The 22,613-nt window shown below is 64.7% G+C and carries 23 protein-coding genes; 20 read left to right on the top strand and 3 right to left on the bottom strand.

From position 1 onward, the window contains the following. Positions 1–210: 210 nt before the first annotated feature. The 3 genes from AWY79_RS04655 to rnhA all read left to right on the top strand — a co-directional run bounded on the left by AWY79_RS04655 (position 211) and on the right by rnhA (position 2,618). A complete protein-coding gene (locus AWY79_RS04655; RefSeq protein WP_066800968.1) occupies positions 211–1,440 on the top strand; it encodes an ABC transporter permease in 1,230 nt (409 codons plus the stop codon). 186 nt (positions 1,441–1,626) lie between these two features. Beyond that, entirely contained in the window at positions 1,627–2,136 is a 510-nt protein-coding gene (locus AWY79_RS04660) for a hypothetical protein (RefSeq protein ID WP_066800971.1), read from the top strand. 14 nt (positions 2,137–2,150) lie between these two features. After that, entirely contained in the window at positions 2,151–2,618 is a 468-nt protein-coding gene (rnhA, locus tag AWY79_RS04665; protein WP_066806994.1) for a ribonuclease HI, read from the top strand. Between the two features lie 653 nt (positions 2,619–3,271). Here the strand turns inward: rnhA and AWY79_RS04670 are convergent. Next, positions 3,272–3,757, bottom strand: coding sequence for a CinA family protein (locus AWY79_RS04670; RefSeq protein ID WP_066800973.1), 486 nt, complete (start codon positions 3,755–3,757; stop codon positions 3,272–3,274). Between the two features lie 90 nt (positions 3,758–3,847). Here AWY79_RS04670 and AWY79_RS04675 point away from each other — a divergent pair, with 90 nt between their 5' ends. Both AWY79_RS04675 and AWY79_RS04680 read left to right on the top strand, forming a co-directional pair. After that, positions 3,848–4,270, top strand: a complete 423-nt coding sequence (locus tag AWY79_RS04675; RefSeq protein ID WP_066800975.1) for a hypothetical protein — start codon at positions 3,848–3,850, stop codon at positions 4,268–4,270. A gap of 73 nt (positions 4,271–4,343) precedes the next feature. After that, positions 4,344–4,697 carry a DVU0772 family protein gene (locus AWY79_RS04680; RefSeq protein ID WP_066800977.1) on the top strand — a complete coding sequence of 118 codons (354 nt, stop codon included), beginning with the start codon at positions 4,344–4,346 and terminating at the stop codon, positions 4,695–4,697. Between the two features lie 60 nt (positions 4,698–4,757). Here AWY79_RS04680 and AWY79_RS04685 read toward each other — a convergent pair whose 3' ends face one another. Together AWY79_RS04685 and AWY79_RS04690 are read right to left on the bottom strand one after the other, a co-directional pair. Next, the gene (locus tag AWY79_RS04685; RefSeq protein WP_066800978.1) at positions 4,758–5,234 is read right to left on the bottom strand and encodes a DUF3124 domain-containing protein; all 477 of its coding nucleotides are present in this window, start codon (positions 5,232–5,234) and stop codon (positions 4,758–4,760) included. 70 nt (positions 5,235–5,304) lie between these two features. Continuing rightward, positions 5,305–6,039 carry a sulfite exporter TauE/SafE family protein gene (locus tag AWY79_RS04690; protein WP_066806995.1) on the bottom strand — a complete coding sequence of 245 codons (735 nt, stop codon included), beginning with the start codon at positions 6,037–6,039 and terminating at the stop codon, positions 5,305–5,307. 111 nt (positions 6,040–6,150) lie between these two features. Here AWY79_RS04690 and argJ point away from each other — a divergent pair, with 111 nt between their 5' ends. The 15 genes from argJ to AWY79_RS04760 all read left to right on the top strand — a co-directional run bounded on the left by argJ (position 6,151) and on the right by AWY79_RS04760 (position 22,558). Beyond that, the gene (gene argJ, locus AWY79_RS04695) at positions 6,151–7,332 is read left to right on the top strand and encodes a bifunctional glutamate N-acetyltransferase/amino-acid acetyltransferase ArgJ (RefSeq protein ID WP_066800980.1); all 1,182 of its coding nucleotides are present in this window, start codon (positions 6,151–6,153) and stop codon (positions 7,330–7,332) included. A 155-nt stretch (positions 7,333–7,487) separates the two neighbouring features. Next, positions 7,488–8,096, top strand: coding sequence for an HD domain-containing protein (locus AWY79_RS04700; RefSeq protein WP_066800981.1), 609 nt, complete (start codon positions 7,488–7,490; stop codon positions 8,094–8,096). Positions 8,097–8,280: 184 nt separating this feature from the next. Then, positions 8,281–9,087, top strand: coding sequence for an MlaE family ABC transporter permease (locus tag AWY79_RS04705; RefSeq protein WP_066800983.1), 807 nt, complete (start codon positions 8,281–8,283; stop codon positions 9,085–9,087). Between the two features lie 9 nt (positions 9,088–9,096). Next, entirely contained in the window at positions 9,097–9,957 is an 861-nt protein-coding gene (locus AWY79_RS04710) for an ABC transporter ATP-binding protein (RefSeq protein ID WP_066800985.1), read from the top strand. Continuing rightward, the gene (gene mlaD, locus AWY79_RS04715; RefSeq protein ID WP_066800987.1) at positions 9,945–10,391 is read left to right on the top strand and encodes an outer membrane lipid asymmetry maintenance protein MlaD; all 447 of its coding nucleotides are present in this window, start codon (positions 9,945–9,947) and stop codon (positions 10,389–10,391) included. Before AWY79_RS04710 ends, mlaD begins: the two co-directional genes overlap by 13 nt. Positions 10,392–10,422: 31 nt before the next feature. Then, positions 10,423–11,061: a Tgt2/MlaC family protein gene (locus AWY79_RS04720; RefSeq protein WP_066800989.1), complete on the top strand. Its 639-nt coding sequence runs from the start codon at positions 10,423–10,425 to the stop codon at positions 11,059–11,061. Next, entirely contained in the window at positions 11,058–11,888 is an 831-nt protein-coding gene (locus tag AWY79_RS04725; protein ID WP_066800991.1) for an MlaA family lipoprotein, read from the top strand. The genes AWY79_RS04720 and AWY79_RS04725 overlap by 4 nt, the downstream gene beginning before the upstream one ends. Before the next feature lie 16 nt (positions 11,889–11,904). Continuing rightward, on the top strand, positions 11,905–12,381 hold the full coding sequence (locus AWY79_RS04730; RefSeq protein WP_066800993.1) for a metallophosphoesterase family protein: 477 nt from the start codon (positions 11,905–11,907) through the stop codon (positions 12,379–12,381). Positions 12,382–12,472: 91 nt separating this feature from the next. Then, on the top strand, positions 12,473–13,066 hold the full coding sequence (locus AWY79_RS19505; RefSeq protein WP_250636889.1) for an ABC transporter substrate-binding protein: 594 nt from the start codon (positions 12,473–12,475) through the stop codon (positions 13,064–13,066). Next, entirely contained in the window at positions 12,967–13,722 is a 756-nt protein-coding gene (locus AWY79_RS04735) for an ABC transporter substrate-binding protein (protein ID WP_250636891.1), read from the top strand. Before AWY79_RS19505 ends, AWY79_RS04735 begins: the two co-directional genes overlap by 100 nt. Next, entirely contained in the window at positions 13,719–16,289 is a 2,571-nt protein-coding gene (locus AWY79_RS04740) for an EAL domain-containing protein (RefSeq protein WP_066800995.1), read from the top strand. Before AWY79_RS04735 ends, AWY79_RS04740 begins: the two co-directional genes overlap by 4 nt. Before the next feature lie 24 nt (positions 16,290–16,313). Beyond that, positions 16,314–17,672, top strand: coding sequence for a Na+/H+ antiporter NhaA (gene nhaA / locus AWY79_RS04745; RefSeq protein WP_066800997.1), 1,359 nt, complete (start codon positions 16,314–16,316; stop codon positions 17,670–17,672). Positions 17,673–17,780: 108 nt separating this feature from the next. Next, positions 17,781–18,497 (top strand): tetratricopeptide repeat protein, encoded by a 717-nt coding sequence (locus AWY79_RS04750; RefSeq protein WP_233491004.1) that lies wholly within the window; start codon positions 17,781–17,783, stop codon positions 18,495–18,497. 22 nt (positions 18,498–18,519) lie between these two features. Beyond that, positions 18,520–19,908: a cobyrinate a,c-diamide synthase gene (locus tag AWY79_RS04755; protein WP_066801001.1), complete on the top strand. Its 1,389-nt coding sequence runs from the start codon at positions 18,520–18,522 to the stop codon at positions 19,906–19,908. 1,462 nt (positions 19,909–21,370) lie between these two features. Next, the gene (locus tag AWY79_RS04760; RefSeq protein WP_066801003.1) at positions 21,371–22,558 is read left to right on the top strand and encodes a DNA polymerase IV; all 1,188 of its coding nucleotides are present in this window, start codon (positions 21,371–21,373) and stop codon (positions 22,556–22,558) included. Positions 22,559–22,613: the final 55 nt, after the last annotated feature.

Below are 22,613 nucleotides of genomic sequence, written 5' to 3' on the forward strand. Positions count from 1 at the left end.
TTTGGGTGCCTTCGGCAAGTCCGTGCGTGAGCGGGAAGGCGAGTGTTGGGGGAGAGAAGAGTGGGGGGAGGCGTGATATGACGGCGTCAAAAGGTTTGGTTGGAATTTGAACGGTTAGAACGACGATAACTCGGATACCCCCTTCGCGAAGCGACCCGAAAAGTTTGGGAAGGGAGAGGGGATGGGGGTCCGGGGGAGGCGACGACAACGATGATACGGACCGTGATGCGTGTGGTGAGCATGGGCTTGGAGGCTGTTTGGGCCTTCAAGTTGCGGTCTGTTTTCGTGGTTTTGGGCGTGGCCTTCGGGATCGCGTCGTTGACCCTGATCGTCACGGCGGTGGACGGGGCGAACCGCAAGGCCGTGGAGATGGTCGAGATGTTCGGGCCGGACGCGGCGCTGGTGTTCGGCGGCAATTTCCAGAAGCGGGCGGTGGGCATGCGCACCCTGACGCTCAGCCGCGAGGACGCGGCGCGCATCCGGGATTCCCTGCCGGGCGCGTACCAGGTGCTGCCCATGCGGTCCAAGGGCGGCCAGACCGTGAAGGCGGGCAGCCGCAACTATCAGGACGTGCAGATCGTCGGCACCACCGAGAACTATGCCCAGGCCTGGAACTGGCCGCTGGCCGAGGGCCGCGACATCACCGCCGAGGACGAGCGCATCGGGGCCAAGGTCGCCATCCTGGGCGAGACGCCAGCCCGCGAGCTGTTCGGCGACCTGTCGCCCGTGGGCAAGGTGGTCTACATCTCGGACATCCCGTTCCAGGTGGTGGGCAAGCTCGCCTACCGGGGCGTGACCTCGGGCCGGGGCGGCGACGTGGACAACCGGATCATCATCCCGCTCTCCACCCTGGTCCAGCGCTACAACATGGACCGCCAGTATTTCCGGGCGTTGCGCGTCAAGTTCGTGGAGGCCGAGCACATGGGGGCCTACACCGAAAACCTGCGCTCCCTGCTGCGCCACCTGCACCATCTGGCCCCGGAAGAGGACGACGACTTCACCATCCTGACCGCCGACGAGGTCCTCAAGTTCCTGTCCATGTTCAAGGGCGGCCTGACCCTGTTCCTGGGCGTCACTGCGGGCATAGCCGTGCTCGTGGGCGGGTTCGTGCTGGCCAACCTGTTCTCCATCTCGGTCTCGGAGCGGGCCGAGGAGATCGGCCTGAAAAAGGCCATGGGCGCGCGCAATTCGGCCATCATGCTCCAATTCCTGGTGGAGGCCTGCGCCCTGACCCTGCTCGGCGGCGTGCTCGGCCTGTTCCTCGGCCTGGGGCTGGGCCAGTTTCTCTCCCGCCTCGACATCCTGACCATCCAGTTCTCCTGGAAGGCGTTCCTCATGGCCCTGGCCGGGTCCCAGGCCGTGGGCCTGATCTTCGGCCTCAAGCCCGCGCGCCAGGCCGCCTCCCTCGATCCCATCCAGGCCCTTCGCGGCGAGGGGTAGGACGCCGATACAGGCCCGATTGCTGCGTTGCTGCAACCAGTTCAAACCCTCGCGTACTGTTCCGTACGCTTCGGTCTTGAACTGGTTTTGCGCCTTGCACTCGACCCTGTCTCGACGTCCTGCCAAGAAATCATGGCCGTTGTATCCGGGCTTGCCTCGATCCCGGCCAGAAGATAGAGAATAGCGATGCGCATCAACATCCCGCGAGTGTACGGCGAGTCGTCCAAGGAAAAGATCATCCGGTCCCTGGCCCTGATCCTGGTCTTCGCCGCCGTCATCTGGGCGTTCGTCAAGAACAACCAGCACGTGGTGGACGTCCTCAACCAGCAGAGCGCGGTCTACGACGAGACCAAACGGCTGGACAAGGAGGACAAGAAGTTCATCGTCTCCTTCACCAAATCGCTGAAGGACGAGTGGGGGCTGACCTGCCGCATCCAGATCTACGGCGGCGACTTCGTGGTCCCGGAACTGGACGACAAGACCCTGTACATGGGCCTCGCCCCGTCCATCGGCGTGGCCGAGCTGCGCTTCCCGCCGCTCATGCGCACCGCGCTGGGCCCGGACTACGCCGAGTATCTCAAGACAACCTTCCTGCTCCCCTCCTTCGAGCAGGACGACTGGCCCATGGCCATTCAGGAAGTATTGGTGGAAATATTTAAAAAACTCGAATCATTGAACAAGGGAGCCAAAGAGTGAGCGAGAGCGTGACCATGTATACGGACGGTTCCTGCCTGGGCAACCCCGGCCCCGGCGGCTACGGCGCAATCCTCATCCACGGCGAATACAAGGGCGCATCCGGCGACAACTACAAGGAACTCGCCCAGGGCTACAAGCGGACCACCAACAACCGCATGGAGCTGCTGGCCGTGATCGAAGGCCTCACCGCCCTCACCCGGCCCTGCACCGTGGACCTCTGGACCGACTCCAAATACGTCCAGCAGGCCATCACCCAGGGGTGGCTCAAGAACTGGCAGCGCAACGGCTGGAAAACCGCCGCCAAGAAACCCGTCAAGAACCAGGACCTCTGGCGCAGGCTCATGCCCCTGCTCGAAAACCACAAGGTCGATTTCCACTGGGTCAAGGGCCACGCCGGACATCTGCTCAACGAGCGCGTGGACGACCTCGCCCGAGGCGCGGCCTCCGGCGGTGGGCTGCTCGTGGACGAGGGCATGGAATAGGAAAAGACGCCTCCGGCGGCCGGGGCGCTGCCTCGAACCCCGCCAGGGAACCCTTTGAAAAGGGTTCCCTGGACCCTCCCAAACTTTTTGTGTGCCTTCGGCAGGTGCGTGCGGACGCGGGGATGCGTCGCGCGGTCCGCGTCGTGGGATGATGAAAGCGGGGGAGGGGGGCGTTTCGGGCGGTGGTTTGGCTGGGAGCGGGCAGGCGGTGTCCCGAAGTGTTCGCGCCGGACATCTGCCGCGCGCGGTCAGCTGCCCGGCGCGAACACTCCGGGACGGTTGCCCAACGCCGCGGGCACGCTTGCCGGAACGCGACAAGTCGGCTTCGCGGCGTTTTCGGACGGCGTCCTAAAGAAATCGTTTTTAACGAGTCCAGACTCTTCCAAATATAAACCCGCGATTTCGGGCGGAAAAAACTGCGTGCTTCTTTTGGTGAAGAAGCACGCAGTTTCGTCCGTTTTTTCCGCCCGAAATCGCCAACCGGCACGGCGGAAGGCGTCCCGGCCCGGCCTTTCGCCGCCGCACGAACCCGAGCGAAGCGAGCGCCAAGAAGTTTTGGAGATTCTTAAGAACCTTTTTCAAAAGGTTCTTAAGCGGGTCTAGGACAGCGCCCTGGCCGCCGGAGGCCTCCCCCCGCATGTCGTTACGCGGCCCTACTTGGTCACGCCGAGCAGCCCGTTGACGGCGGCCATGACGGTTTGGCCTTTGATCTGGTCGCGGGTTCCCTGGAAGTTGTATTGACGGGCGCGGTTGCCGCCGGGCCAGGCCCAGGCGATCCAGACGGTGCCCACGGGTTTGTCGGGCGTACCGCCGCCGGGTCCGGCGATGCCGGAGACGGCCACGGAGACGTCGGCGTCCAGGGCCTTGAGCGCGCCCTGCGCCATGGCGATGACCACGGGTTCGGAGACCGCGCCGTATTGTTCGAGGGTGGTTTCGGGTACGCCGAGGAGTTTGGTTTTGACCTGGTTGGCGTAGGCGACCACGGACCCGGCGAACCATTCGGAGCTGCCGGGGGTGTCGGTCAGGGTGCTGGCGATGAGGCCGCCGGTGCAGGATTCGGCTGTGGCCAGGAGATGGTCTTGGACGCGCAGGCATTCGCCGATTTCGGCGACGGCGCGGGCGACGAGATAGGTGTCCATGGTTAGTTCCTCCGGTGCAGGTTGTACCCAAAGCCGGAATGGGTTGCAATGACGGCGGCGCGGACGGTAGGGTCCGGACTGGAGGCATGGATGATCGTCACCCCGTCGAGTCTGTTCGAGCTGGCCGTGCGCAGGCACCGGCAGCCGTGGAACTGGAGCCTGCATTGCGCGGCCCTGGCCCTGTTCTGCTGCGCGCTGCTGTGGCGCAGTTATCTGGCGCTGTCTGCCGGCGCGGTGCTGTTCGGGGCGGGCTTTTTCGAGCTGAACCTTGGCGAGCTGCCTGCGGGCCGGTGGTCCGGGCTGGTGCGCCGGGGCGTGGAGTGGGAGAAGAACTGGTCGGCGGTCCCGTGGACCTGGCTGAAGTGGGCGCGGCTGGGGTTTTCGTTGCTGGTCGGTGCGGTGCTGGTCTGGGCGTTGTGGGAGGGCGAGTTGGCCACGCTGATGCTGTTGGCCTGTTTTGCGGTCCTGTGGCGTATTCGGCGCGAGAATCGGGAGAGCGGCATCGATCCCTGACGATTCAGGTGGACAGATCGTTCCTTGATACTTATTATCGATAGATGGAAAGAACGCAATCGGAGGAAAGCATATGAGCGACGGAGCCAACGCCTGCAAGCAGTGGTTGAACGAAGTGAACTGGGACATGATCCACGAGGACGCGGTCACCCTGTACCTGGAATGGGGCAACAACAACTATCGTGACGCCATGCGTTCGCCGGTGACCACCAGCGGCGAATATTCCGTCTATTTCGCCATCGACACCTGGGCCGAGCCCAAGGTGGTGCTGATGAAGATGGACAATTACGGGTCCACGATCCTTTGTTCGAAGAAGATTCCCGAGGCCCTGGCGGCGGAGCTGCTGGAGGACATCAAGGGGATCAAGGGCATCCTCGAGCTGACGCCGCCCATCAAGGAGTGGCTGATGAAGGAGCTTGAGGCGTAATCGCCTGGTGAGGAAAAGATAAGGGCCGTCCCGGATGGGGCGGCCCTTTTTCGTGTTCGGCTAGTCCTCTTCGATGGCCACGCCGTCGCAGACGAAGGAGATGCCCTGTCCCGAGGCGGTGCCGATCATGACCGCCTGGATGATGGGCACGGCGGTGTCGTCGATGGCCTGCCAGCGGACGATGAAGTTGCCGCCGGACCCGCCGGAGATGTCGCGTTCGGGGACGAAGACTTCCTTGGTGGCCAGGGGCGGGACGACCACGGGCTTGGCGAAGTGGTCCTTGACCAGCTTGCCGTTGCCGTCGAAGTAGCGGACCGAGGTCACGGTGATGGCCATCTTGCTGTCCACGTTGCGGATGGAGAGCAGGCAGGTCAGGTTGTACGGCTTACCCTTGGGGCCTTGATAGATATAGGAATAGATGGGGACGTAGACGGTCTGCCCGGAGGCAACGTTGAGCTTCCGGCCCGCCAGGGCGGGCAGGGACAGGACGGCGACGGCCACGGCGGCCGTCAGCAGACGAAGCAGCGTGCTGCGCATTTCGAGTCTCTCCTTGGGTGAACCGGTTTGTATCTCAATCTATGCCCGTTCACCGCACCATTTGCAAGGATTACCCGATGGAGCGGACGATCAGGCCGAGGCCGAGCAGGGCGATCATACCGAGCACGATGCGGCGGAACACCGCTTCGGGCAACCGGCTGCGGATGCGCCCGCCGATGCGGATGCCGAGGGCCACGGGAATGAGTCCGGCGGCGGAGACGAGCAGCACCTCGGTGTTCACCAGGCCGAGCTTGCCCAGGCCGAGGAGCATGATCACGGAGGCCATGGTGAAGGAGGTGTTGATGGCCTGGACCAGCTCATCCTTGGTGATGTCCAACGACATGAGGTAGGGCAGGATGGGCATGATCTGGGACCCGGTGAGGCCGTTGACCGTGCCGGTGGCCAGGCCCATGACCGCGTCCAGGGGCTTGTTCTGGCGCAGGTGGATGGTGCCGCCCCAGAGGCCCCAGGCCCCGTACAGGAACATGGCCGCGCCGAGCACCAGCCGGGGCAGGGCGGTGGACCCGCTGCCCAGCACCCAGAGCCCGAAGGCCAGGCCCGGGATCGCGCCCAGGTAGAGCATCCAGAAGCGGCGCAGGATGGGCAGGAATCCTCCGGCGTCGATCATGACCAGGGCGTTGGACAGCAGCGAGGGGATGATGACCAGGGGGATGGCCAGCCGCATGTCGAGGTAGGCCGCCATGATGCCGAGGCAGGTGGTGGCGAAGCCGAGCCCGGCGGTTCCTTTGAGGAAGGCGGCGAAGAAGAAGGTGGCGAACACGAGGATGAGGGTGAGTGGTTCCATGTGCTCGTGCATACGCCCGGCTGCCGGAAGAGGCAACCGCTTGCCTCTTTTCAGCGGCGCGACTCTGGGGTATGGCAGGGGACTGTTTGCAAAATCCATCTGGAGAACCCGATGAAAATACCCGCAGGATATCTGTTCGCCGCCACTGCGGCGTCCTTCAAGAAGCCCGGCAAGCTCGACCTGGGCGCCATCGTCAGCGATGTCCCCGCCGTTGCCGCGGGCGTGTTCACCACCAATAAATTCAAGGCCGCGCCGGTGCTCCAATGCAAGGAGATGCTGGCCGACGGTCGCAAGATGTCCGGTTTCCTGGTCAACTCGGGCCAGGCCAACGCCTGCACCGGCGACCAGGGCCGCGCCAACTGCCGCGAGACCCTGAACCTGGCGGCGAGCCATCTGGGCGTGCCCGCGGACGAGCTCCTGCCCGCCTCCACCGGGGTCATCGGCGCGCAGTTCGACATGGCCAAGTGGGAGGCGGCGATGCCCGCCCTGGCCGGGACTCTGGGCCACGCCGGTCCGGAGGACACGGCCCGCGCGATCATGACCACGGACACCGTGCACAAGCTGGCCGAAGCGTCCTTCGCGCTGAAGAACGGCGAGGTCCGGCTGCTCGGCATGTGCAAGGGTGCGGGCATGATCTCCCCGAACATGGCCACCATGCTCTCGTTCATCGTCTGCGACGCGGACATCTCCGCCGAGGCGTGGCAGGTCATGCTGACCGACTGCGTGAACCTGACCATCAACCGAGTGACCGTGGACGGCGACATGTCCACCAACGACTGCGTCATGGCCCTGGCCAACGGCATGTCGGGCGTGGCCATCGAGAGCGAGGAGGATTACATCCTGCTGCGCAAGCACCTGCTCTCGGTGCTGGAGGAGCTGGCGTACAAGATCGTCATGGACGCCGAGGGCGGCACCAAGGTGGCCTTCATCGAGGTCTCCGGGGCCAAGTCCGACGAGGACGCCGAGAAGGTGGCGCGCGCCGTGGGCAACTCCCCGCTGGTCAAGACCGCGCTGTTCGGCTCGGACCCCAACTGGGGACGGATCATCTGCGCGGCGGGCTATTCCGGCGCGGACTTCAAGCCCGAGGACCTGGTGCTCAAGATCGGCGGCGTGCTGGTCTTCCGCAACGGAACCCCGGAGCCGGGCGACATGGACGGGCTGCTCAAGCCGATCATGAAGGAGCGCGACATCGTCATCCACATCGACGTGGGCGACGGCCCCGGCTCCACCATGCTCCTGGCCAGCGACCTGACCCGTGACTACATTTCCATCAACGCGGACTACCGCAGCTAACGAATAATCTATAGACGGCCCCCCGATCTCCGCCTTCGCCGCAGGCGACCCGAAATGTTTGGGAAAAGGAGGGGATGGGGGTCCGGGGGAAGGGGAGGAAAGAACCCTTTTCAAAGGGTTTTTCCTCCCCTTCCCCCGGCCGCCGGAGGCATCCAATGGCAGACATGAAGGACCGGGGCAGGCTGACGAGAATCGTGGACTTTTTCAACGAGTGCGGCATGTTGCGCAGGACGCCGAGAACCGGGTACCAGTTCCTGGGGTCCGGCTCGGAGAATGTGGCCGAGCACTCCTACCGCACGGCGGTCATCGGCCACGTCCTGGCCAAGATGGCCGGGGCGGACGTGGCCCGGACCACGTACATGTGCCTGTTCCACGACCTGCACGAGGCGCGCACCGGCGACTTCAACTACGTGGCCCATATCTATAATAAATCCGCCCGCACCGAGGCGCTGAAGCACGCCACCGAAGGCACGGGCCTGGACGAGGACATCCTGGGCTATTGGGCCGAGCTGGAGGAGACCGAGACCCTGGAGGCGCAGCTGGCGCAGGACGCGGACCAGCTGGACTTCATCCTGAACCTCAAGGAGGAGCTGGACCAGGGCAACAAGTACGCGGGCGAGTGGCTGAAGAGCGCGGTGGAGCGGGTGCGCACCCAGTGGGGCAGGGAGCTGGCCCGGACCGTGCTGGAGACGGACCACAAGGACTGGTGGTATCTCGGGCCGGACCGGGACTGGTGGGAACGCAAGAACGGCAAGTCCCGGTAGGGCAAGGGGTTGCCGAACCGGGAGAATTTCCCGATCAGCCGCCGAAATATCTAATGCTCTTGCCGTTTATCTTCATATTCGTTAAGGACCTTGAATCGAGTGACATGTGTACAGCCGCCGCAAGGCGGCTGGTGCTGTTGGATGGAGCGGCGAATAGAGGCCGCGCAAGGGCGGGGAGCCACGGATGACGGAGAAGACACGCGGGAGCATTCTCCCTGCGCTGTTGCCCTGCGGAATATGCCGCCAGGTAGTGGACGAGATCGGGAGCATGACGCTGTTCATGCTCGATTCGTTGCGCCTGGTCTTTGCCGGCGTGGGCCAGTTCCCCAAGATCGTCCGCCAGATATATTTCATCGGCGTCCAGTCCGTGTCGGTCATCGCCCTGATCGGGCTGTTCACCGGCATGGTCATGGGCATGCAGCTTTATTTCGCGCTCTCCGTGTTCGGGGCCGACGGGTTCCTGGGCACGGGCGTGGCCCTGTCCATGGTCCGCGAACTGGGGCCGGTGCTGACCGCGATCATGCTCACCGGGCGCGCCGGTTCGGCCATGACCGCCGAGATCGGGGTCATGCGCATCTCCGAGCAGATCGACGCCCTGTCCATCATGGACATCAATCCCATGCGCTATCTGGTGGCCCCGAAGATGGCCGCCAGCCTGATCAGCTTCCCGCTGCTGACCGCGTTTTTCGACCTCATCGCCGTCTGGGGCGGCTGGCTGACCGGCGTCAAGCTGCTGGGGGCCAACGCGGGCGTGTACTGGTCGCGGGTCCAGGGATCGCTGGACTGGGACGACATCGAGGGCGGGTTCATCAAGTCCATCGTGTTCGCCGCCCTGGTCTGCACGGTCTGTTGTTTCGAGGGGTATTTCACCCACACCCGTTCGGGCCACGCCGGTCCGGAGGGCGTGAGCCAGTCCACGACCAACGCGGTGGTCAAGTCGTGCGTGATAATCCTGGCCGCTGACTATATTCTGACCTCGCTGTTGTGGTAGGGTGATCCCGTGAGCAAAGCCCCGAGCATACGATTGGAGAACCTGACTGTCGGCTACGGCGACAAGGCCGTGGTCGGGGGGCTCGACATCGAGTTCCCCGGCGGGCAGCTGTCCATGATCGTGGGCGGTTCCGGCTGCGGCAAGTCCACGGTGCTCAAACACATTCTCGGCCTGCACCCGCCCATGAGCGGGCGCATCCTGCTGGGCGACCTCGACCTGGGGGCTTTGTCCGGGCGGGAGCGGCACTGCATCCGGCAGCGCACGGGCGTGCTCTTCCAGGACGGCGCTCTCCTCGGGTCGCTCAGGCTCAAGGACAACATCGCCCTGCCCCTGCGCGAGCACACCAAGCTCAAGGAGCCGGAGATCATGCGCATCGTCCAGGACCGGCTGGAGATGGTCGGGCTGGGGCATGCGCTGGACCTGTTCCCCAACGAGCTGTCCGGCGGCATGCGCAAGCGCGCCGGGCTGGCCCGCGCCCTGGTCATGGACCCGCAAGTGCTGTTCTGCGACGAGCCGACTTCCGGGCTGGATCCGGTGCTCTCGGCCGAGCTGGACCTGCTGCTGCTGGAGATGATGTGCCATTTCGACATGACCATGGTGGTGGTCACCCACGACCTGGCCAGCATGCGCGCCCTGGCGGACTTCGTCGTCATCCTGGGCGAGCACCGCTGCCTGTACCAGGGGACCATAGAGGAGCTGGAGAAGACGGAAGATCCGTATTTGCGCCATTTCCTGGACCGCAAGGCCGAGGAGCGGGACGCCCCCAGGCTGACCATGCCGCCCATCGATCCGTCCATGATGAAGATCGACTGCACCAGGGCGCTGGGCGAAAAAATAACGATCCGGAAGGATAACCGATGTTCAAGCTAAAGAAAGAGACCGCAGTGGGAATTTTCGTGATCATGGGCCTGTTGGCCGTGGTCTACATGAGCGTCAAGCTCGGCAACGTGCAGCTCTTCTCTGACAAGTACTACATGCTCAAGGCGGACTTCACCGACATCTCCGGGCTGAAAGTCAACGCCCCGGTGCAGATGTACGGCGTGGAGATCGGTTTCGTCAGCACCATCGCCCTGAACCAGAAGAAGGGCGTGGCCTCGGTCTCGATGATGATCCTCAAGGAAGTGGAGTTGACGGACGACGCCATTGCGGCCATCAAGACCAACGGGCTGATCGGCGACAAGTACGTGAAGATCGCCCCGGGCGGCGTGGGCGACCCGGTCAAGCCGGGCGACACCCTGTTCGACACCCAGCCCGCCATCGACCTCGAGGACCTGATAAGCAAGTTCGCCTTTGGCGAGGTATAGTCATTATCTCTGGATATTCAGAAGGAAGACCATGGTGTTAAGAAGACTGATTCCGGCATTGTTTCTGACCTGTCTCCTGGCGACGGCCGGCTCCGCCGCCCTGGCGGGGCAGACCCCCACGGAGCGCGTGCGCGAGGGTGCGGACAAGCTCATCGAGATGCTCTCCGACCCGGACATGCAGGACGCCGCGAAGCACGATGCGGCCATCGACCGGCTGCGCGCCGTGGCCGACGAATACATCGACTTCGGCCTGGTCACCAAATACGCCGTGGGGCGGCCGTGGCTGGAGATGTCCGACGACCTGCGGACCAAGCTGACCGAGGCGTTCGTCAACCTCCTCGAACGGTCCTACTTGAAGCAGATTCCGACGTACGGCGGCCAGAACGTGGACTACAAAAGCGAGCTCGTCCAGGGGGACCGCGCCAAGGTCGTCACGGAAATCATTGACAATGACAAGAAAATAGTTGTTGAATTTCGTTTGAAAATCGTTCAGGAAAAGTGGATGATTTACGATATCGTCGCCGAAGGCGTCAGCCTGGTGATGAATTATCGCAGTCAATTCGCCGAAATTCTCAATCAGGGAACGGGCGAAGACCTGCTCAAGGTGATAGAGGACCGGATTCGGAAGATCGACGAGGGACAGGAGCCGGAGGGCAACAGCGAATCATGACGAGGGGAGAAGACATCGGAAGCCGACTGGCTGCCTTTGCGCTGATCGCCGCGCTCCTTCTGGGGTGTGCGGGATCTTCCTTTGCGTCCGGGCCCGAAGCGGCCCCCGCCGACCCGACCATCCAGCTGGCCCAGTTCTCCGCCGCCCCGGCCCACACCGAAGACGACTTCGACGAGATCGACGCCGGCTACAATAGCCAGGATACGGTCGCCGACCCCCTGTATTACTGGAACCTCTTCTGGTTCGACTTCAACGACCTGCTCTACCGGGGCGTGTTCAAGCCCACGGCCCAAGGGTACGCCTGGCTGGTCCCGGCGCGCCCCCGTGTCTGGGTGAACAATTTCTTCACCAACCTGCTCTTCCCGGTCAGGTTCATCAACGACATGCTGACCGGCAAGTTCGACGCCGCCTTCATGGAGACCTCCAAGTTCGTGGCCAACACCACCTTCGGCGTGCTCGGCCTGGGCGACGTCACCGAGGGCAGGCCCCGCAACTGGGAGCCCGAGCGGCCCACCGCCGACGGCTTCGACCAGACCCTGGGCAAGGCCGGAATCGGCAACGGCATCTACCTGGTCTGGCCGTTCATCGGCCCCAGCTCCATCCGCGGCACCGTGGGCTGGGTCGCGGACGCCTACTGCGATCCGCTGACCTACGGCCGGTTTACCTTCGTGGAATTTCTGGCCATCCGCGCCTACAAGAACCTGAACACCCTCTCCCTCCAGCTCGAAGGCAACGAGTACGAGGCCCTGACCGACGGCGCCGTGGACAAGTACGCCGCCATTCGGGACGCCTACATCCGGTTCAGGGCCAAGAAGGTCGAAGAATAGGCCCCTCCCCCTCCCGATGCTGATCGCCGTCATCTCGGACACCCACATGGGTACGCCGCCCTCCTGGCTCGACAACGTCTATGCCGGATGGCTCGCGCCCGCCGATTTTCTGATCCATTGCGGGGACATCACCTCGCCGTCCGCCTGGTCCTATTTCATGCAGCACCCGAATTTTCTGTGCGTGCGCGGCAACTGCGACTGGGACCCCGCCCTCGCGGACCTGAAGCCCGCGCTCACCGCCAAGGTCGGCCCGCTGACCGTGGGCGTGACTCACGGCTGGGGGCCGCGCTCCCAGGTGCCGGTCAAGGTGGCCGAGGCGTTCGGCCCGGACTACGACCTGGTCTGCTACGGACACACCCACGCCAGGGACTGGTCCGTGGTCTCCGGAGTGCGGCTGGTCAACCCCGGCTCGCTGGGCGAATCCGGCTCCCTGGCCCTGGTCACCGTGGCCGCCGACGGGAATTTGAGCTGCGAATTCGTCGACGTCTTCTGATCCTTTCCGATCCGTTTTCCATTCCAGACTCCAAGCCTGAGAAATACGCGCGACGGTTGCGCTTTCCCCCCAGGAATGGCATAAACCCAACGTGATTAAACTGAGGAGTATCCTGTCCGCCGCCTTGGCGCTCTGGCTTGCCGCCTCCGCATGCCTCGTTCCTGTTCCGGCAGGCGCGGCAGGGCGCGGAGAGCTGCTCTTCGGCATGTCCGCCGCGTTCACCGGGGCCAACGGCGAGCTGGGCATCGAGTACTACCGGGGACTGACCGCCTATCTGGAGTACCGCAACGCCCGGGTGGGCGAGAACGGCTGGACCATCAAGGTCAAGCCCGCCAACGACGGGTACAATCCCGGCCCCTGCTTCCAGAACACCGTCAGCTTCATCCTCGACGACGACGTCTTCGCCCTGGCCGCCTACGTCGGGACCCCGACCACCTCGCGCATCCTGCCGCTGCTCCAGAAGTTCAAGGACCGTCACGTGTACATGCTCTTCCCGTTCACCGGGCGCAGCCGCTGCGCGTGGAACCGTTCGGCGAGTACGTCTTCAACCTCCGCGCCTCCTATTTCGACGAGACCTCGGCCCTGGTGGACAACCTGGTGGCCGCCGGGCGCAGCCGCATCGCCGTGTTCTACCAGCTGGACGCCTACGGGCGGAACGGCTGGGACGGGGTGCGTCGCGCGCTGAACCGGTACGATCTGAGCATCGTGGCCGAGGCCGCCTACCGCCGGGGCGCGACCTTTGCCCAGGACTTTACGGTCGAGGTCCGCCATCTGATGAAAGCCGACGTCGACGCCATCGTGGTCATCGGGACCTACGCCTCCCAGGCCGCCTTCATCCGCGACGCCCGCAACCTGGGCTACGACGTGCCCATCGCCGGGGTCTCCTTCACGGACAGCGACAAGATGCTGACTCTGCTGAAGGAGGAGAGCGGGCGGACCGGCCGGGACTACACCGTGGACCTCATCCAGTCCCAGGTGGTCCCGAGCTACGAGGAGAACGACCTGCCCGGCGTGCGCTTCTACCGCGAGGTCATGGCCGGTTACGAGGGTGCGACCGTACCCTCGGACGCGGGGTACGCCCCGCGCCGTTACAGCTTCGTCAGCTTCGAGGGGTTCCTGAACGGCATCCTGCTGGGCGAGCTGGTGGACCGCATGGGCGACGCCCCGTCCCCGGCCCGCATCCCGGAGGTCATGGAGAGCATCCGCGACCTGGACCTCGGCATCGGGGTCGACGTCCGGTTCGGCCCGGGCCGCCACCAGGGGCTTGACCAGGTCTACATGACCACTGTGGAGGACGGCCACTTCCGGGCCATCGAGAACTGGGAGAGGTGGCGCCGATGAAGGCCCCCAAACTTTTCGTCAAACCGCTGCTGTTCATGGTCGTGGTCTTCGGCATGATCGCCGTGGTCACCTCCATGACCTTCTCCAGCCGGCTCCGGCGCGAGATGACCCGCGAGTACGAGTCCAAGGCCCTGGCCCTGGCGCGTTCCGTGGCCGAATCCGACATCGCCACCATCCTCAGCCAGGACGCGGGCGCGCTTCAGGCGCGCATCGACCAGTACCTGGGCATTGCGGCGGTCTCCTACGTTCTGGTGGCCGACGAGAAGGGCGACGTCCTGGCCCACACCTTCGTGCCGGTCATCCCGGACCGCATCCTGTCCCTGGTGCGGGAGACCCCCAGGGTGGAGACGCGCGAAGAGCACATCATGCGCGATATCGAGCTGGACGGGAAACGGTACCTGCACGTATCGAGCCCCATCCTGTCGGGGCTGGCGGGCGACGTGCACATCGGCATGGACTACGAGGTCATCGACAGCAACATCCACGAGGCCGTGCTGGAGCAGCAGGTGGTCATGCTCATCCTGTTCGGGGCCAGCCTGCTCCTGGTCTTCCTGTTCGTGGTCAACATCTCCAAGCCGCTCAGGCAGCTCACCGACTACGCGGGCCGGGTGGCGGTCAAGGACTTCGGCAAGGTCCCCCTCATCGAATCCGACGACGAGGTCGGCCAGCTGGCCCGGGCCATGGAGGCCATGACCGGCCAGATATCCGAGCTGGTCGGCAACCTGGAGGATCGCGTCCGCCAGAAGACCCGCGAGCTGCAGGAGGCGCGCGACGCCCTCAGGCAGAAGGTCGAGGAGCGCACCAGCGAGCTGATGCGCACCAACACCCAGCTCAAGATCGAGATCGCCGAGCGCAAGGTCATCGGCGACGCCCTGCGCAAGGCGGAGAAGAAGTACCGGGCCATCTTCGAGAACGCGGTGGAGGGCATCTACCAGTCCTCGCCGTCCGGGAGGTTCCAGGACACCAACCCGGCCCTGGCGCGCATCCTGGGGTACAAGTCCCCCGAGGACCTGATGAGCTCCATCTACGACATCGGCACCCAGATGTACGTGGACCCCAACCGGCGCAAGGAGTTCCTGCGGCTCATCGAGGAGCGGGGCGAGGTCAAGAATTTCGTGTCCAAGGTGCGCAAGCGCGACGGCCGGATCATCTGGATCGCGGAGAACGCGCGCCAGATCAAGGACAAGAACGGCAACCTGGTCTGCTTCGAGGGGTCCATCGAGGACATCACCATGCGCAAGAAGGCCGAGGACCAGCTCAAGCGCCAGGCGTTCCACGACCCGCTCACCGGGCTGCCCAACCGCGCCCTGTTCCTGGACCACCTGCGCATGGCCATGGAGCGCTCCAGGCGGCGCAAGCACATGTTCGCGGTCCTGTACATGGACCTCGACCGGTTCAAGGTGGTCAACGATTCCCTGGGCCACGACGCGGGCGACGAGCTGCTCCGGGGCGTGGCGCGCGTGCTGGAGAAGTGCGGGCGGTCCGTGGACACCATCGCCCGGTTCGGCGGCGACGAGTTCGCCATCCTCCAGGAAGAGATTTCCGCGCCCAAGGACGCCATCGCCATCGCCCGGCGCATCCTGGAGGGCGTGCGCCAGCCGTTCAGCATCGGCGGCAACGAGGTCTTCACCTCGGCCAGCCTCGGCATCGTGCTCAAGACCGACGGGTACGACCGGCCCGAGGCGCTGCTGCGCGACGCGGACACCGCCATGTACCGCGCCAAGGAGCTGGGCAAGTCCCGGTTCAAGGTCTTCAACCGCAAGATGCACGATCAGGCCCTGCAGCTCATGGAGCTGGAGACCGACCTGCGGCGCGCCGTGGACCTGCGCGAGTTCGAGGTGGTCTATCAGCCCGTGGTCCGGCTGGACACCCGCCAGGTCTGCGGGTTCGAGGCCCTAGTCCGCTGGCGGCACCCGGAACACGGCATCATCGGCCCCGGCGACTTCGTCTCCCTGGCCGAGGACACCGGGCTGATCTACGCCATCGACAACATGGTCCTGGAGGAAGCGTGCGCCCAGGTCCGGCGCTGGCAGTCCCTGTCCGTGGACTGCGACGGGCCGCTGAGCGTGAACGTCAACATCTCGGGCAAGCATTTCGGCCAGTCCATGCTGGCCGGGCAGATTTCCCGCGCCCTGGAAGATTCCGGGCTGGCCCCCGGCTCGCTGAACATCGAGATCACCGAGTCCGCCCTCATGGACAACCCCAATGTGGCCGAGGAGATCCTGCTTCAGCTCAAGGACCTCGGCGTGCACATCTGCATCGACGACTTCGGCACCGGCTATTCCTCCCTGTCCTACCTGCAGCGGTTCCCCATCGACGTGGTCAAGGTGGACCGCTCCTTCATCATCGCCGTGGACAAGGACCCGGACAGCCAGGCCATCGTGCGGACCATCTTCTCGCTGGGCGAATCCATGGGCCTCAAGATCGTGGCCGAGGGCGTGGAGACGTCCGGCCAGCTCGACTTTCTGGAGCGGGAAGGGTGCCAGTTCGTGCAGGGATACTTCTTCTACAAACCACTGACCGTGACCGAGGTGGACAACCTCCTGGAGGGCCAACGGCGGGCCTGACGCGGGTGACCGAGGAGAGACGGCATGGCCATACGAGATTTCATAACCTGCGGCGTGGAGCCCATCGAACAGGTGCTCATGCCCTTCCAGGTGTTCTTCCGTTCCAAGTCCACCAGCGGCATCCTGCTGATCATCGGCGCGCTCGCGGCCCTGGTTTGGGCCAATTCGCCCTGGGCCGGTTCCTATGAGGCCCTGTGGTCCACCGAGTTTTCGGTGGGGTTCGGTGCGGCGGCCCTGTCCAAGCCGATCATCCTGTGGGTCAACGACGGGTTGATGGCCCTGTTCTTCTTCGTGGTCGGCCTGGAGATCAAGCGCGAATTCAAGGTCGGCGAGCTGTCCACCCGCAGCCAGGCCGTGCTGCCCATCGCCGCGGCCATCGGCGGCATGGTCGTGCCCGCGTCCATCTACGCGGCCTTCAACCAGGGGCTGCCCTCCATCTCCGGCTGGGGCGTGCCCATGGCCACGGACATCGCCTTTGCCCTCGGCATCCTGGCCCTGCTCGGCGACCGCGTCCCGTACCAGATCAAGATATTCCTCACCGCCGTGGCCATCGTGGACGATATCGGCTCCATCCTGGTCATTGCTCTGTTTTACACCGCCGACATCTCCGGCTGGATGCTGCTCGGCGCGGCGATCATGCTCGGCGTGGCCTTCGTCGGAAACCGCATGGGCGTCCGCACCCCGTTGTTCTATGCCCTGGTGGGCTGCGTGGTCTGGCTCCTGGTGCTCAAGTCCGGGGTCCATTCCACGGTGGCGGGCGTGCTCATGGCCTTCACTATTCCGGCCCGCACACGCTGCGACGCCGAGGCATTCTCGGCCAACGCGGTCCGGCTGCTGGAGGACTACAACAAGGCCATCGAGCCGGGCGGCTCGGTGCTGACCAACCCGACCATGCACTCGGCCCTGGTCTCCATGCAGCAGATAGTGGTCCGCGCCCAGACCCCGCTCCAGCGGCTGGAGCACGGGCTGCATCCCCTGGTGGACTTCGTGATCATGCCCATCTTCGCCCTGGCCAACGCGGGCGTGTCCCTGTCCGGCGGCCTGGCTCCCGGAGGGGCTCCCGTAGCCCTGGGTACGGTTCTCGGGCTGGTCCTGGGCAAGCCCGTGGGCATCGTGCTCATGGTCCTGCTCATCGTCCGCTTTTCCGCAGGGTATCCCCATGGCACGACCCTGCGCCATTTCGTGGGCGCGGGACTGCTCGGCGGCATCGGGTTCACCATGTCGCTGTTCATCGCCACCCTGGCCTTTGTCGGGTCGCCGGGGCTGCTTGCCTCGGCCAAGACGGCCATCCTGGGGGCGTCCCTGCTGGCGGGGGTCGCGGGCTACCTGGTCCTGCGCACCGCCCAGCCCCCGGAGCGGCAGGCGGGCGCGTCCTCCCGGTAGGCGCTTCCTATCGGGTCCGATACCGTGTATCATCCCCGGACGGCCGCGCCATGCGCCAAACCAGCAACCATACGCGAGCACAGCACCATGATAACGAGCGATAACGGAATGATAGAAGGGGTCTTCTCCATCGAGCGGATGGCCAAGATCGGCACCGGCACCACGGCCCGCCGGGTGAAACAGACCGCACTGTATTATGCCCGCGAGGTCGAGGGCGAGAAGATCGAGTTGCAGGGGCTGAACAACAAGCACGTTCCCTCCGGCCCGGTGGAGCTGGTCACCAAGGACGAGCTGCTGGCCGACTACCTGCCCCTGCCCCAGCTCTTCAAGGAGGTCGTGGGCAACGTCCGCATGGTCCAGAAGTCCGTGGCGCGCGGCGACAAGTTCCGCAAGCGCGGCGAGAACTTCACCGCCGAGTACGAATACGCAAACGCCCTGAACCTCGACGAGCAGAACGTGCGCGCCAACTTCGGCATCGGCCTTTGCCTGCTGGCCCGCGACGAGGAGGACAAGGCCAAGAAGGTTTTCGACCGCATCATCTCCCTGGACAGCGCCTTTTCCGACGATCACAAGCACCTGTTCAACGAATACGGCATCGCTCTGCGCAAGAAGAACCTCTTCGGACAGGCCGTGGACTACTACAAGCGTGCCCTGGAGCTGGCCCCGGACGACGAGAACCTGTGGTACAACCTGGCCCGCGCCCAGTACGAGCGCCAGGACTGGCCCAAGTGCGTCGAGGCCGTGGCTCGCTGTCTGGACCTCGATCCGCTCCACCTGGAAGGGCGGAAGATGATGGAATATATCACCAAGAAGGGGCTGGTCTGATCACCGCCCGGCAGGGAGCCGCATGAGCACGGTCAAGGCATTCGTCATCGCCGGCACGCACAGCGGGTGCGGCAAGACCTCCATCTCCCTGGGGCTGATGGCCTCCCTGGCCCGGCGCGGCAACCGGGTGCGTCCCTTCAAGTGCGGCCCGGACTTCATCGATCCCGGACACCATGCCCTGGCCTGCGCCGTTGACGCCGTTCCGGTCCCCAGCCACAACCTCGACGGCTGGATGCTCGATCCCGCCACCAACCTGGACATCTTCAACCGCTACGCCGCGACCGGCGACGTGGCCGTGATCGAGGGTGTCATGGGGCTGTTCGACGGCTTCTCCGGCACCGAGGACTCCGGGTCCACGGCCCAGATGGCCAAGATCCTGGGGCTGCCCGTGATCCTGGTGGTGGACGCCCGGTCCATGGCTCGTTCCGCCGCCGCCCTGGTGGCGGGCTACGCCGACTTCGACCCGGAGGTAAACATCGCGGGCGTGATCTTCAACCGCGTGGGCAGCCCGAACCATGCCGAACTGCTGCGCGAGGCCATGACCCTGGTCCCGGACATCCCGGTGCTCGGCGTACTTCCCCGCGACGAGGCCATCGCCACCCCGTCGCGCCATCTCGGTCTGGTCACCCCGGACCAGGACGGCCCGGACCTGGACCGCTACGCCCGGCTGGCCGACTGGGTGGAGACCGGCCTGGACCCGGACCGGCTCCTGGCCTCCCTGCCCGAGACCGCGGCCGTGCCGCCCTTCGAGCCCGTGCCGCAGCTGCCGCGCGTGACCATCGGCCTGGCCAGGGACAACGCCTTCTGCTTCTACTACGAAGAGAATCTCCGGCTGTTGCGCGAGGCCGGAGCCAGGCTGGTGGAGTTCTCGCCGCTGGCCGACGTCCATCTGCCCGAACACATCGACGGCCTCTACCTTGGCGGCGGCTATCCAGAGCTCTACGCTTTCGAACTCGGTCAGAACACCCGCATCCGGAGGGCCATCAAGGAGTTCTGCGAGTCTGGCCGCCCGGTCTACGCCGAGTGCGGCGGGTTCATGCTGCTCATGAACGACATCATCACCGGCAGGGGCCGGTACGCCATGGCCGGGGTCTTTCCGGTGCGAGCGGAGATGAGCGAGAAATTCCGCGCCCTGGGTTATCGGGAGATATCCACGCGTGCCAATACCGTGCTTGGTCCCGCCGGCACCGTGGCGCGCGGGCACGAGTTTCATTATTCGGCCATGCAGGACGACCGCGAGGCCGCGCTGCTGCCCGCCGCCTATTCCCTGTCCGGCCGCAAGGGACACATCGACACCCGCGAGGGCTTCCTCGCCGGGAACACCCTCGGTTCCTATGTCCATCTTCACTTCGGTTCCAATCCCGAGGTCCCTCGGGCGTTTGTCCAGGCCTGCATCGACTGTCAGAAATAGACGGTGATTCCAAAGGTAGGCGCTCTTTTTGCCTGATCGGTGGAGGAGGGGAGCGCGGTGGTTTGTTCCGCGCGTCCGCGTCTGGGGTTTTTCCTGTTGAGGTAGACCGTTTTGCGCTTTTATAGCGCCTTACTTTTTGGCTGGCGCCCCAAAAAGTAAGCAAAAAGTGCGCTCGCGGTGCGGCGGCGCGGAAACAGTGGCCAAGAGCCTGTAAGCGCCTCCCGCTGCCCTGACGGCATTGTCTGCCGAGGCAGACTCAGTCGGGCTGGGCTTCGGCGCTTGAAACAGGCTCTAGGCCCCGGTTTCCGAATGACCGCTCTTCGGGCGAGGGATTCTCCGAGCGTGGGAGGGATGGTGGAAGAGGGGGGAGCGCGGTGGGTTTGGGCCGCGCGTTCGCGTCTGATGTTCCCCTGTCGCGATGAGCCGTTTTGCGCTTTTACAGCGCCTTACTTTTTGGCTTGCGCCCCAAAAAGTAAGCAAAAAGTGCGCTGCGGTGCGGCGGCGCGGAAACAGTGGCCAAGAGCCTGTAAGCGCCTTTTGCTGCCCTGACGGCATGTCTGCCGAGGCAGACTCAGTCGGGCTGCGCTTCGGCGCTTGAGACAGGCTCTAGGCCCCGGTTTCCGAATGACCGCTCTCCGGACGAGGACCGTCCGAGCGTGGGAGGAATGGCGGAAGAGGGAGTAGCGCGGCAATGATCTCCGCGCACGAGAGGGACGGCGAAAGAGGTGAAACACGCCCTGGCCGATTCAACTCCAAACCACCCCCTCTCGCGCTTTTGAGGCGCAGCCTCAAACAGCCGTCACCTCCAAACCTCCGCCCTTCGCACCCTGGAGCGCCTGGGGGCAAAGCCCCAACAACGGCTCTCATCACCCAACCCTCGCCCAACGGACCTCCCCTGGAGTGTCTTTGGGGCACAGCCCCAAACAGCGGCTTTCATACCCCGCCGCTCCGATCGAAGGCCCTTCCCTGGAACACCTTTGAGGCGCAGCCTCAAAAAGTGGCTCTCCTACTCCGAAGTCCCGTCAGAAGGCCCCTCTTCCTTCGCCCTTCGTACCGTCAAGCAGCAGGGAGCGAGCCCTGTTCTGGACGCCTAGAAGCCGACCGCGAAGGGGCGGCGGCTCCGCTCCCGTGGCTCCTCGGTATCCCTTAAAAGGGGCGTTCCCGTGGAGACTCGCATTCTACTTTTGATCGGATGGAGCCGCCCCGAGCGGATCGGATTCTCAGCGGCCAAACTGTGGGCGGGGATGACCCCCCAAAGCATTTTTCTTTGGTTCTTTCTTTTTTGCTTTGGAAAAAGAAAGAACCCCGCCGGGAGGGCTCCCAAAAAACCTGGAGGAGCGCCAGCGACGGCTCTTTCTCTTCTTTCCCCTGTTTTCCCTTCTTCATCTCCCTTCGCATTTCCGGGGGGGCAAGGGGCCCCCAGCCCCTTAACAAACGACCCCACCCCTAGTAGAATAAACAAATGACTCCCTGGATCCTCCACATCGACATGGACGCCTTCTTCGCCTCCGTCGAACAACTCGACAACCCCGACCTGCGGGGCAAGCCCGTGGCCGTGGGCGGCACCTCCGACCGCAGCGTGGTCTCCGCCGCCAGCTACGAGGTCCGCAAATACGGGGTCCGCTCGGCCATGTCCGTGGTCAAGGCCCGCAAGCTCTGCCCGGAGATCATCCTCGTGCCCGGGCGCATGTACCGGTACAAGGAGCTGTCGCAAAAGGTCATGGCGGTGCTCCACGAATTCTCCCCGCTGGTGGAGCAGGCCAGCGTGGACGAGGCGTACCTGGACGGCACCGGCCTGGAGCGCCTCTTCGGCCCCATCGACGAGATCGGGCGGCGGATCAAGGCGCGGGTGAAGGAGGCCACCGGGTTGACCTGCTCCGTGGGCGCGGCCCCGGTCCGCTTCCTGGCCAAGATCGCCTCGGACATGGACAAGCCCGACGGATTGTTCATCATCCGCCACGACGAGGTGCACGCGTTCCTGCGCACGCTGCCGGTGGGCAAGATCCCCGGCGTGGGGGCCAAGCTTCTGGACGTGCTGAAGAAACTGGGCGTGCGCACCTGCGGCGACATCCTGCAAAAGGACGCGGACTGGTGGGAGGCGCGGCTGGGCAAGTACGGCTCGGCCCTGTTTGACCGCGCGCGGGGTATCGACCCCACCCCGGTCAAGACCACGGAACCGGCCAAGAGCTGCAGCGCGGAAAACACCTTCGGCGAGGACACCTCGGACCGCGACCTGCTGCGCAAGTGGCTGCTGGCCCAGTCCGAGCGGGTGGGCGAGGACCTGCGCCGCCACGGGTACAAGGGGCGCACCGTGACCCTCAAGATCAAGTGGTCGGACTTCACCCAGATCACCCGCTCCAAAAGCCTCCCCGCGCGAACGGACAACACGGACGTCATCTTTTCCACGGCCGTGGAGCTGCTGGACCAGGTCCGGTTGCACCGCACGGTCCGGCTCATCGGGGTGGGGGTGTCCAATTTCGAACCGCGCTCCCGGCAGGTCGGCCTGTTCGAGGAGGAGCCGCGCGGCGTGGAGGCCACCAGCGAGCTGGACAAGGCCGTGGACGCGGTACGCCGCAAGTTCGGCGGCAAGGCCGTGACCCGCGTGGAGCTCATGGAGTTCAGGAAAAAGCCAATCAATTCGGAGGAGTGATTTCCCGGAACCGGGCGCGCCGGAAGCGGCTTGCCAAAGCTGATGAAGATTACTA

It is taken from the genome of Pseudodesulfovibrio indicus (genome assembly GCF_001563225.1).
GTDB classification, from domain to species: domain Bacteria; phylum Desulfobacterota; class Desulfovibrionia; order Desulfovibrionales; family Desulfovibrionaceae; genus Pseudodesulfovibrio; species Pseudodesulfovibrio indicus.